Genomic DNA, 10,773 nt, shown 5'->3' on the forward strand with positions numbered 1-10,773 from the left:
CCTACGGGATTTCGGCGGCGACGAGGCGTCATCGAGGCGGTACGACAACGGCGACAACGACGACAGTCACGATGAGGACGACTACGGGTTCGACAATAACGACGTTCTCGACGGGAACGACGACGGCAATACCGGATTCGACGAATCCAGTCGTCCCAATACCACCAACGAAGACGACTTCGGCGACCCCTTCGCTGTTGGTGATATCTTCGCGCGCGAGGAGTTATTACGAGTCGGCTACGTTCCGGATCGGGACCGAATCATCGGGCGTGACGACGAGATTCGAGCGGTCGGGAAAGCACTCGGCCCCGCCGTCCGTGGCGGACCCCCACGGAATCTGTTGTTGTACGGAAAAACTGGAACCGGGAAGTCGCTCGTCTCGAAACACATGGCTCGCGAGGCTCGGGACAGGGCACACCGCAACGACGTCAATCTCATCTATCAGTACATCGATTGCTCGAACGACGATACGGAAACCCGTGCCGCACGGGAACTCGCACTCGGGGTCCGTGATACGCTCGCGCCCGACTTCGATATCCCTCGCAAAGGGATCGGCGCCGCCGAGTACTTCCGCCATCTGTGGGATATGCTCGACGAACACGAGGTTCGCTCGCTCATCGTCATCCTCGACGAGGTGGACAAACTCGGTGGCGACGACGACATCCTCATGACGCTCTCTCGAGCGGAAGAGACGGGGAAGACGAACTCCTACGTCGGCATCATCGCCATCAGCAACAAGATTCAGTACCGTGAGACCATCGGCGAACGCGTCGATTCGTCGCTGCAGGACCGCGAGTTCGTCTTTCATCCGTACGATGCGAACCAACTCCGCCACATCCTCGAAAATCGCCGCGACGCGTTCTACGAAGACGTGCTGTCCGAGGACGTGATCCCGAAGGTTGCCGCCCTCGCTGCGCGGGAACACGGCGACGCTCGGAAAGCGATCGACATCCTCCGCTATGCTGGCGCGATCGCCGAGGAGTCGGGCACGTCCGAAGTGCTGGGCGAGCATATCGACAGCGCGATGGAGCGCGCTGAGGCGGACCGGTTCGCCGAACTGGTGTCCGGAAGCACCCCGCACGTGAAACACATCCTCGTCGCGCTCGCATCGCTGACGATGAACCGCGAGGAAGAGGAGTTCGCCAAACAGGACATCTACTCCGCGTACAAGACCGTCTGTAAGAACGAGGGTTCCGCCCCGATTTCGTGGGATCGGGTCTCCCGACTGCTGAAAGAACAGTCGTTCCTCGGCATCACGGAAAGCCGTCACACCGGCGGCGGCTACGAAAAAGGGAGCTATCGGGTGCACTCGCTAAACCGCGACCCCGCGATCGTGCTGAAGGCGCTGAACTCCGGTACGGACCCGATCTAAAGCGTCGGATGCGTAGCCCGTGAGACCGACGTACGAACGTTTTCACCCGTGAGGACGGGAACGAGAGACCGGATTTTTCAGCCGTGACTTCCTACGGGTGTCGTATGCACTTCGATCAGCGAACCCAAGACGCCCTCCGTGAAACCGGTGGGCTATCGACTTCCGAAATTGTGACAGTCGCCGACACCATCGTCGAGACGACCCGAGAGGACGCCGACCGTCTGGAAGTGTTCTTCGACGGCGTCGATACGATTTACTCCGACATGGAACAGGCACACTCGGCCAGCGAATTTCCGGAACACGAGATACGATATCTGGATCTCTACACGCACGCCGATGCGATTCGTGGTTACCTCCGATTCGATACGTGGGGTGTTCCCGTCGAAGGCGGTCGAATTCTCACCGAAAACTGCGTCGAACTGACGCTCGGGAAGCCGACGAACGCGCGGGTTCGGTTCGCGCTTGACCGCGACGACCTTTGAAATTCGACGGTACAGTCCATCAACATCTACAATAGGTAGAATAGATACAATAGAAACAATATATGGGATGTCTACAATGGACACAAAGCTATCAAGAGGTGCAATAGGTAGCTATCGATAAATGGATCTGATCTGCATTCGCCTCAAAAACGAGCCGGAGACGGGTTTGGCTACGTGTTTTTCACGGTGCTCCGGCGAGGACAAACTTGGATTCGGTGTCGCCGTTGTGTATCTGGCGGGTCGCCTCCGGCGGTACCCGTAGCGCGTCGCCGCTTTCCATCGTCACGTCCTCGCCATCGATGGTCACGGTCGCTTCCCCGTCCAGCAGGAGGTACACTTCCTCGTGCTCGCGGTCGACGTGAGCGTGTTCCTTTCCGGTCCATCCCGGCTCGCATTCGAGGACCGTCATGCCGAACTGCTCGCACCCGAGCGGGTCCCGGAGGAAGTGCATTCCGTCGCCCACCGATTCCACGTCTCGATAGTTGACTTTCGTGTGTGCCATCCCAAACCACTACTCCCTCCTCCAGCAAAGTTCTCCCGCCCGACGAGGAGCTACCAATCGTTGACGAGCCGTTATCGGTACTGTAGCCACTGGGTGCGGTGGAAGTGGTAAGGAAAGCGGGGTGCCCTCACAATCGGCACGGGTGCAATGCCGGTGATGGCGCCGGACAGGCGGTCCGTGCCGGGTTTGTGAGAGCGTATCTCTACCAAGGACCGGAACGGTAAAACGCGTTCCGGAAGCTAAAAATCTCATTGTAGTAACCCGCACCCGCGTCTACTTTCGACGAATTCAGCGCCCCCCGTTCGGCGATTAGCACGTGGTGATGGCTGGTAATGGGGCCGAATCAGAGGTCGTACAACCGTTCCGCGTTCCCCCGCAGAACGTTCCGAGCGACCGTCGCGGCGTACGCTTCGTTCACGAACCCGTCGGCGACCAGGCTTTCGAGAACCGTCGCGAGCGCATCCCGCGTTCGTCGTTCGGCGAGGACGTATCGTTCGGGTACCGAGCAGGCGTCGCTACCGTACAGCACTTTCGTCATCGGTACCAGTTCGAACGCCGACTCGATGACCCGCTCACAACCGTGCTGCACGAACGGGATGGCGAGCGAGAGGTCGAGATACACGTTGTCGAACGTCGATGCGACGTATCCGGATTCGCGGACGTAGGGGTAGCCCGCGTGCAGAAGGACGACTTTCGTCGACGGATGCTGGGCGATGAAATCGGAGAGGAGCGTCGGATCGACCCGTCGCGGATGCGCATCCGAATCGCCGAATCCGGTGTGGAACTGTATCGGAACCGCTCGTTCCGCCGCCAGCGTGCTCGCCCGGTGGACGAAGTAGTCGAGCACCGTCTGGTCCGAAAACCGTCCCGACCAGCCGTCTCTTACGCTTGAAAACGCCGTTCTGGCTTCCCTCCGGTCAGGATTCCCGACCGCCAAGCCGCTCCGGTACGCGACGATGGACTTCAATCCGACGTAATCGTCGGCGAGCGCGTCGTCTATCGCGTCCTCGAACGCCCGCTCGAAGCCCGCGAACGAGTCGTGTCGATCCAGTAGCTCCTCCAACAGGGATTCGATTCGCAGGAGCGGGTGGACCGCCGCAGTCGTGTACGCGCGAAAGTCGTCCGGCGACGTGTCGGGAAACCCGTCATCGACGAGAATTCGCTCGGTGTTCGTCCCGTCGATGAGGTCGCGGCTGTACGATTCGAGGTCGACGGCGGCGCGTCGAGAGAGCAGTTCGTCTTCGGTCTCGCCTTCGAACCGTTCATCCAAAAGGTCGAGAGCGGCCCGATAGTTGAGCGTCTGTCGGGCGTGTCTCGGCGAGAGGTCGCCCTCGGTGAAGTACCCCGCGAACGACTCTAGAACCGTCTCCGCGGACAGCGGTTCGACGGGATGGGCGTGGTTGTCGACGAGCGCGATGCCCTCGATTTGCTCCCGGAGGTCCATGGGAACTCATCCACCCCGCGATACAAGGCCGTTGCCTCCGGAAACGCCACCGTCGTTGACGGCATCGGTAAACGCCACCGTCGCTGACGGCATCGGTGCTTCCACGCTCGACCGACCACCCTCACGACTGGTGGAAACCATGACGTGTACTGCCGTGGTAGATGGGATGGATCATGCCCACCGAATCGGAAGTCATCGACATCTGTGCGGGTGATGACGTGGAACTCGTCCGACTGCTTTGGGTCGACAACGCGGGCGTCGAACGGGGTCGCGTCGTCAACGCGGCGAACGTCGAGGACGTTTTCGCCTCCGGCGCAAACATCGCGCAGGCCCAACAGGCGTTCACCGACCTCGATTACCCCACCGAGGATGCGCCGTTGGGGCGCGTCGGGGAGGTCAGACTCGTCCCGGACCCCGACACCTTTCGAACTCTCACGTACGCCGAACGCGCCGCGGCGATGATGTGTGACATCCATCGACTCGACCGGACGCCGTGGGAGATCGATCCCCGATCACGGCTTCGCGGCTTTCTCGACGGATTCGAATATCGGTCACGCGCCGCGTTCGAACCAGAGTGGTATCTCGTCCGGGAAACGACGAAGGGAATCGAACCGTTCGACCGAAGCGGCTGTTACACGGCGGACGGGATTCAGAGCGCCCACGATGTCGTCCTCGAAATCGTCGACGATCTCGCGGCCCAGGGGATCGAGATGGCGACGTACTACCCCGAGTACAGCCCCGGTCAGCAGGAGATCGCTATCGAACCCGGCGACGGCCTCACTCCGGCGGACGACCACGCGTTCTACAAACAGACGGTGAAAGCGGTGGCGAAAAACCACGATAGCAGAGCCACGTTCTCCCCGAAACCGTTTCCCGACCACGCGGGTAGCGGGTGCCATCTCCACCTCTCCCTCTGGAACGGGGAGGAGAACGCGTTTTACGACCCGGACGACGAGTCGCCGTACGGGATTTCGGAGACGTGTAAGCGGTTCGTCGGGGGCGTGCTCGCCCACGCGAGGGCGCTCGTCGCGCTGACGGCACCCTCGGTCGTCTCGTACAAGCGACTTCAACCGGGCTCGTGGGCGTCGGCGTACACGGCGTGGGGGCTCGACAATCGGGAGGCGATGGTGCGTATTCCATCCGCACAGTGGGAGAACGCCGCGGCGACCACTCGTCTGGAACTGAAAGCCGCCGACAACACCGCGAACCCGTATCTCGCGCTCCTCGGCGTCCTGGCCGCGGGGCGGGACGGCATCGAGCGCGGTCTCGACCCGGGAGAACCACTCGACGTCGATCCGGGGAGCCTCTCCGAATCGGAGCGGGAACGTCGTGGTATCGAACGGCTTCCGCAGTCGCTCGGCGAGGCTATCGACGAACTCGAAGCCGACACGGTCCTTTCGGACGCGATGGGCGACGACCTCCATCGGACGTACGTCGCGGTGAAGCGCGCGACGTGGACCGATGCGGCGACCGCAGTCACCGATTGGGACGTGGAAACCTACACGCGGCTCTACTGAACGTCGATCCCCATCGTTTCCCGCCAGGAACGACCGGCCTCACGCGACCAGTTCGTCGATGATGGCGTTCGCGCTCGCGAGATTGGTCGCGAGGGGAACGTCGTGAACGTCGCACACTCGCAGGAGCGCGTTGATGTCCGGTTCGTGCGGCTGTGCGGTCAGCGGATCCCGGAGGAATATCACGGCGTGGCAGTCCCCGGCGGCGACCGCGGCCCCGATCATCATGTCCCCGCCGAGCGGACCGGACTCCTTCGGTTCGACGACGAGGTCGGTTTCCTCGTTGATTCGCTGGCCGGTCGTCCCGGTCGAGATGCAGTCGGCGGTCGAAAGCTGGTCGATGTTCCGCCGGACGAACTCCACCATCTCCGGTTTCTTCTCGTCGTGTGCGATGAGCGCAATCTGCATGTGAGCCGGTACAACCGGGAGCATCTTCAAGCTACGTCGTCACCCGACCGGAAAGCGACGACGAAGACGAAAACGAACACGTCGGCGAGACGTGTCCCCATCGTGTCTACAAAGCTTATATTCTCTCGTCGCAATAGTTATTGTATGGCTGGACGATTTCGACGCGGACTTTCCATCGTTGACGACAGTGTCGACGTCTTCCGGGACAATCCCTCCCTCGCGATCCTTCCGCTCCTGAGCCTTCTTTCGGTCGGGAGCGCGTTCGCCGCCGTGGCCGGGGTGTTGCTCTACTACGGCGTCCTCGGCGACGTGCTCGGAAGCGACTTCCTTCAGTATGTGGGCGTGTTCGTCGGGTTGGCCGTCTCGTCGAGCGTCGGCGTGTTCTTCAACGCCGCCGTCGTCCACTGTGCGGCGAAATACTTCGACGGCGAGGAAACGTCCGCCCGCGAAGGGCTCGCCGCCGCGTGGCGAGTTCGACGGCGGATCGCCCTGTGGTCGGTGGCCGCGGCGACGCTCGGGACCGTGCTGTACATCATCGACGACAAACTCGGTCCCCTCGGGAGCCTCGCACGATTGCTCTTCGACCTCGCGTGGTCGTTGCTGACGTTCTTCGTCGTCCCCGTCATCGTGCTCGAAGACACGGACGCCCTTCGTCCGATGTTACGCCAAAGCGGGGCCGCGTTCCGCGACACGTGGGGCGAGAGCGTCAGCGCGTCGCTGGGCGTTTCGCTCGTATTCCTTCCGGTTGCACTGGTCGGACTCGTCTGTCTCGGCTGGGCGTATTTCGCCGCCGCCGGACTCGTGGCGTACACCCTCGGAACCGTCGGCTTCGTGTTGCTCGTCGCTTCGATGGTCATTTCACAGGTCGTCGGTATGATCGCTCGAACCGCCCTCTATCGGTACGCTACGACTGGAGAACAGGTCGGGCCGTTCACGGGTCGAAAACCCGACAGCGTCTTCCCCTCGAAATAACTCGACGACTTGCATAACCCTGGAGCTATCATCACGGCCGCGTTCTGTGTCCTCTGTGCTTACTCTCGTGGTATGAGTTACTCCTTTCTGTAGCCGAAACTACGGTAGTCCTATCTAACGTAGCTGAAACTACGGTAGTTGGAGCTACGTTAGTCGTGGGCTTAGAACGTCAGTCGATACGCGCTTCCGTTCCCGCGAGGTCCTCGATGACTTGCATCACGCCGGAGTTGTCGTCACGGCCGCGTCCCGTGGTCTCCATCGATTTGTACAGTTCGTGTGCGACTGACGTCTGTGGGAGCGGGACGCCGAACTCCTCACCGGCGTCGGTTGCGATTCGGAGGTCTTTGTACTGATACGAGGCGAAAAAGCCGGGATCGAAGTTGCCCTCGATCATTTGCGATGCGCGGTTGTCGAGCGTCCAACACCCCGCGGCACCGCCGCTGATCGCGTCGATCACGGCTTCGAGGTCCGCACCCGCTTTTTCCGCGAAGACGAGGGCTTCGCTGACGCCGACCATCTGTGCCGAGACGACGATCTGATTGCACGCCTTCGTCGTCTGGCCCGCGCCGTTCGGCCCGCAGTGGGTAACCGTCTCGCCCATGACTTCGAAGAGGTCCATCTGCTCGTCGAACACCGCCTCGTCGCCGCCCGCCATGATGGAGAGCGTTCCCTCTATCGCGCCGACTTCGCCGCCGCTGATCGGCGCGTCGAGCATGCTCGCGCCCTTCTCGGCGATGTCCGCGGCGAGTTCTTCGGTCGTCGTCGGCGAAATCGTGGACATGTCGATGACCGTCATGCCCTCGCTCACTCCCGCGAGGATACCGTCGTCGCTCCGGACGATTTTCTCGACGACCGCCGAATCCGGCAGACACGTGATGACGACGTCGACCCGCTCCGCGACATCGCGCGGGGAATCGCCCGCCGCACCGCCGTACTCGACGAGTTCGTCAACCGGTTCCTGTGAGCGATTGTACCCGACGACGTCGTATCCCGCGTCGATGAGGTTCTTCGCCATTGGTTTGCCCATGATTCCGAGTCCGATGAAGCCGATAGTCTTCCCTGTCATCGTTTGTTGGTTTGTGTGCGACAGCAAAATTATGGGGGTAACGGCGAGGCGGATGATTTCGGGTTTCGAACCCGTGGTGATTTCCGGTACCGACGTTCAGTCGTCGGGCGGTCAGTCGTCGCTGGTAACGGACCGATTCGGCGACTGACTCGATGCCGGTTTCGGGGAGATGTCCTTGCGCCGAGCGTCCAAACCGGAGAACGCGTACACCAATGCGATCAGCGTCACGAGACCGATGGGGAGCAGAACGAGCGGGCCGACGCTCGTGAGTCCGTACAGCAGGTACAGGAACGCCGTCGCCGTGAGGACGGTGAACGCGTAGTACATCTGCGTGCGAACGTGATCGATGTGATCCGATCCGGCGAACGTCGATGCGAGGACGGTCGTGTCCGAGATGGGCGAGCAGTTGTCCCCGAAGATGGCACCGCTGAACATCGCGCCGACCGAGACGGCGATGAATCCGGGGGAATAGCCACCGATCTTCCACGCCAGCGGAATCACGATGGGAGTCATGATGGACATCGTCCCCCACGACGTGCCGATGGCGAGGGAGATGACGGCGGAGATGAGGAAGATGACGACGGGGAGCACCGTCGGCGAAACCGTTCCCGATGCGTACTGCGTGACGTACTGGCCGGTCCCGAGCGCCGACGCCACCGACCCGATGGACCACGCCAACACGAGGATGCTGACCGCCGGAAGCATCGTTCCGAACCCGTCGAGGATGGTGTCCATCGTCTGGTCGAGCGTCATGACGCCCTCCGCGAGCGCAAGTACGATTGCCGTGGCGACCATGGCGAACGACCCCCAGACGAGCGCGGTGGCGATGTTCGTGTTGTTGACCATCTCTATCGTCGTCCGACCGGGACTGTATCCCATCATCACCGCGCCACCGACGACGACGGCGACGAGCGCGAAGACGGGAAGGATGAACGTCCGAAGGGGAGCATCGTCGTCCAGCGGTTTGCCCAGATCATCCTTGATGTTCTGAAGCGGGTTCGCGTCGTCGCGGATGACGTTGCCGGTCCGCTGTGCGCGGTTTTCGGCGTCCAGCATCTCGCCGAAATCCCGGCCGCTGATGACGATGATGCCGACCATCGCCAGCGCCAGTATGGAGTACATGTTGTACGGCACGCTGTGAAGGAACGTCGCGGTCGCGGTGGGGGTCTGTTCGGCGATTCCGAGCTTTTTGTACTGATCCGCTATCAATCCTATTTCGAACGCGACCCAACTGGAGATGCCGATGGTCGCCATCGGCGCGGCCGTCGAATCGAGGATGTAGGCTAACTTCTCGCGCGACATCCGCTTCTCGTCGGCGATGCTCTTCAGCGAACTGCCGACGATGGCGTTGTTGGCGTAGTCGTCGAAGTTCCAAATGAGGCCGAGCAGCCACCCCACGACCCCGACCTTTCGATGGGAGTCGATCCGCCTCGTGGCGAACCGCGTTATCGCCATCGCGCCACCTAACCGCCAGATGAGCGCGATTCCGGCCCCTAAAAGCATCGTAAATACGAGAATCTTCGCGTTGAACGTGCTGTTCCCGATGGAGTTGATTATCCAATCGAACGTCTTCGCGATGCCGACGTTTCCGCTGTAGATGATGCCGCCCGTCCAGACGCCGATGAAGAGCGACAGCATCGCCCGGCGCGTGATGACGGCGAGCACGATGGCCAAGACGGGTGGTACCAGTGATAGCGCTCCGAAATCCGATGGCATGCTATGCTCATTCACATCATGGGTTAATAGTGGTTTTTGCCGATTTCGATAAACAAGACTCTGTTCTGAATTTTACACGGAGCGGGAACTCGCGGTGGTGACGACGGGATTCCTCCCACTGATCACCAACCGATTACCCACCGACCACCCGGTTATATTGTCCGGAAATACGAACGTCGAGGCATGACCGTCACGGCCATGCTCGTTGTCGCACCGCTCGACGATTCGAACGCCGATTTCGACGCGGAAATCGCGAACGCGATAGACGCACTGGAGGAGTTCGACGTTCAGTACGAGACACATCCGATGGAGACGACGATTCAAGCCGACGAACTCTCGGAAGTGTTCGCCGCCGCACAGGCGGCCACGGAAGCGGTCGATGCGTCACGGACGTTGACGACGCTCAAAATCGACCACTTCCGCGAGGAGACGCTCGACGTGAGCGAGAAAGTCGAGCGCGTCGAACGCCATCTCGGGCGCTCGGCTCGAAGTTCGGACGACGATGCGGAATCGTATCGCGGATAATACGTGAACGATCGGTGGAATCGGTACACTGTGTTCGAGGCAGTGTGCCGTGTTCCCTGCCGGTAGCCCCCCTACGACTATTTCTCGCAATAGCACGGGAGCGATTCGAGACCGTACAGGCCGCTCAGCGGTTGCAGGTCCATCAAATCGGCTTCGACCGTTTCGAATCGGTCGAGAAGCGCTTCGAGCGCGATGTCCGCCTCCAGTCGAGCGAGCGGCGCGCCCAGACAGTAGTGAACCCATTTTCCGAACGCGATGTGCCGGTTCGGCCGTCGCTCCGGTCGGAACTCCTCGGGGTCGTCGAACAGTTCTGGGTCACGGTTCGCGGCACCTAACCATCCCGTGACGACGTCCCCGGCCTGGATCTGCTGTCCGTTCAGTTCCACGTCCTTCAGGGCGATTCGGTCCAGTGATTGGATCGGCGACCGATAGCGGAGTACCTCCTCTATCACCTTCTTGCGGTCTATTTCCCCCGTTCGGACCGCATCCATCATTCCTTCCTCTTCCAAACACCAGATGGCGTTCGTGAGGAGGTTCGTCGTCGTGATGTTACCCGCGAGAAGCAACAGCATGCAGAACCCGACCCGTTCTTTCTGGGTCAGTTCCTCTGTCGTCGCTGCGAGGGTGATGAGGTCGTCACCGTCGCCCCCTCGGCGCTCCTCCAGCAACTCCGCGAAATACCGACCCATCTCTTCCTGTGCCCGTCGACGTTCCCGCTTGATCCGGTCGATGTCGATGCCGTCCGTGGAACGTGCGACGAGCGCATCCGACC

The 10,773-nt window shown here is 61.3% G+C and carries 12 protein-coding genes; 5 read left to right on the top strand and 7 right to left on the bottom strand.

Annotated features, from left to right (window positions below):
- The first annotated feature begins 205 nt into the window (after positions 1-205).
- Both WBV42_RS11440 and WBV42_RS11445 read left to right on the top strand, forming a co-directional pair.
- The gene (locus tag WBV42_RS11440) at positions 206-1,372 is read left to right on the top strand and encodes a Cdc6/Cdc18 family protein (protein WP_066147370.1); all 1,167 of its coding nucleotides are present in this window, start codon (positions 206-208) and stop codon (positions 1,370-1,372) included.
- 104 nt (positions 1,373-1,476) lie between these two features.
- Positions 1,477-1,854, top strand: a complete 378-nt coding sequence (locus WBV42_RS11445; RefSeq protein ID WP_423986147.1) for a DUF7532 family protein — start codon at positions 1,477-1,479, stop codon at positions 1,852-1,854.
- Between the two features lie 181 nt (positions 1,855-2,035).
- On the opposite strand, the gene WBV42_RS11450 is transcribed toward WBV42_RS11445, so the two are convergent.
- The 3 genes from WBV42_RS11450 to WBV42_RS11460 all read right to left on the bottom strand — a co-directional run bounded on the left by WBV42_RS11450 (position 2,036) and on the right by WBV42_RS11460 (position 3,941).
- Entirely contained in the window at positions 2,036-2,356 is a 321-nt protein-coding gene (locus WBV42_RS11450) for a cupin domain-containing protein (RefSeq protein WP_253225854.1), read from the bottom strand.
- Between the two features lie 343 nt (positions 2,357-2,699).
- Positions 2,700-3,800: an amidohydrolase family protein gene (locus WBV42_RS11455; protein ID WP_423986148.1), complete on the bottom strand. Its 1,101-nt coding sequence runs from the start codon at positions 3,798-3,800 to the stop codon at positions 2,700-2,702.
- A 6-nt stretch (positions 3,801-3,806) separates the two neighbouring features.
- Positions 3,807-3,941: a hypothetical protein gene (locus tag WBV42_RS11460; RefSeq protein ID WP_423986149.1), complete on the bottom strand. Its 135-nt coding sequence runs from the start codon at positions 3,939-3,941 to the stop codon at positions 3,807-3,809.
- A gap of 32 nt (positions 3,942-3,973) precedes the next feature.
- Here WBV42_RS11460 and WBV42_RS11465 point away from each other — a divergent pair, with 32 nt between their 5' ends.
- On the top strand, positions 3,974-5,317 hold the full coding sequence (locus WBV42_RS11465) for a glutamine synthetase family protein (protein WP_423986150.1): 1,344 nt from the start codon (positions 3,974-3,976) through the stop codon (positions 5,315-5,317).
- Between the two features lie 39 nt (positions 5,318-5,356).
- On the opposite strand, the gene WBV42_RS11470 is transcribed toward WBV42_RS11465, so the two are convergent.
- On the bottom strand, positions 5,357-5,722 hold the full coding sequence (locus WBV42_RS11470) for a methylglyoxal synthase (RefSeq protein ID WP_423986155.1): 366 nt from the start codon (positions 5,720-5,722) through the stop codon (positions 5,357-5,359).
- Between the two features lie 144 nt (positions 5,723-5,866).
- Here WBV42_RS11470 and WBV42_RS11475 point away from each other — a divergent pair, with 144 nt between their 5' ends.
- Positions 5,867-6,694, top strand: a complete 828-nt coding sequence (locus WBV42_RS11475) for a DUF6159 family protein (RefSeq protein ID WP_423986151.1) — start codon at positions 5,867-5,869, stop codon at positions 6,692-6,694.
- 169 nt (positions 6,695-6,863) lie between these two features.
- On the opposite strand, the gene WBV42_RS11480 is transcribed toward WBV42_RS11475, so the two are convergent.
- Both WBV42_RS11480 and WBV42_RS11485 read right to left on the bottom strand, forming a co-directional pair.
- Entirely contained in the window at positions 6,864-7,784 is a 921-nt protein-coding gene (locus tag WBV42_RS11480; RefSeq protein ID WP_423986156.1) for an NAD(P)-dependent oxidoreductase, read from the bottom strand.
- Between the two features lie 87 nt (positions 7,785-7,871).
- Positions 7,872-9,476, bottom strand: a complete 1,605-nt coding sequence (locus tag WBV42_RS11485) for a Na+/H+ antiporter NhaC family protein (protein WP_423986152.1) — start codon at positions 9,474-9,476, stop codon at positions 7,872-7,874.
- A gap of 183 nt (positions 9,477-9,659) precedes the next feature.
- Between WBV42_RS11485 and WBV42_RS11490 the strand changes: the two genes are divergently transcribed.
- Positions 9,660-10,001, top strand: a complete 342-nt coding sequence (locus WBV42_RS11490) for a thiamine-binding protein (protein ID WP_423986153.1) — start codon at positions 9,660-9,662, stop codon at positions 9,999-10,001.
- A 77-nt stretch (positions 10,002-10,078) separates the two neighbouring features.
- Here the strand turns inward: WBV42_RS11490 and WBV42_RS11495 are convergent.
- The coding region (locus tag WBV42_RS11495; RefSeq protein ID WP_423986154.1) for a cytochrome P450 at positions 10,079-10,773 on the bottom strand (695 nt) is incomplete at its 5' end.

It is taken from the genome of Haladaptatus sp. (assembly GCF_049589095.1).
Classification (GTDB): Archaea; Halobacteriota; Halobacteria; order Halobacteriales; family Haladaptataceae; genus Haladaptatus.

What these genes read in the sequence shown, in the direction of transcription:
- WBV42_RS11445 (WP_423986147.1), top strand. Translation starts at nt 1,477, where the DNA reads ATGCACTTCGATCAGCGAACCCAAGACGCCCTCCGTGAAACCGGTGGG.
- WBV42_RS11450 (WP_253225854.1), bottom strand. Translation starts at nt 2,356, where the DNA reads ATGGCACACACGAAAGTCAACTATCGAGACGTGGAATCGGTGGGCGAC.
- WBV42_RS11490 (WP_423986153.1), top strand. Translation starts at nt 9,660, where the DNA reads ATGACCGTCACGGCCATGCTCGTTGTCGCACCGCTCGACGATTCGAAC.
- WBV42_RS11455 (WP_423986148.1), bottom strand. Translation starts at nt 3,800, where the DNA reads ATGGACCTCCGGGAGCAAATCGAGGGCATCGCGCTCGTCGACAACCAC.
- WBV42_RS11475 (WP_423986151.1), top strand. Translation starts at nt 5,867, where the DNA reads ATGGCTGGACGATTTCGACGCGGACTTTCCATCGTTGACGACAGTGTC.
- WBV42_RS11460 (WP_423986149.1), bottom strand. Translation starts at nt 3,941, where the DNA reads ATGGTTTCCACCAGTCGTGAGGGTGGTCGGTCGAGCGTGGAAGCACCG.
- WBV42_RS11465 (WP_423986150.1), top strand. Translation starts at nt 3,974, where the DNA reads ATGCCCACCGAATCGGAAGTCATCGACATCTGTGCGGGTGATGACGTG.
- WBV42_RS11470 (WP_423986155.1), bottom strand. Translation starts at nt 5,722, where the DNA reads ATGCAGATTGCGCTCATCGCACACGACGAGAAGAAACCGGAGATGGTG.
- WBV42_RS11485 (WP_423986152.1), bottom strand. Translation starts at nt 9,476, where the DNA reads ATGCCATCGGATTTCGGAGCGCTATCACTGGTACCACCCGTCTTGGCC.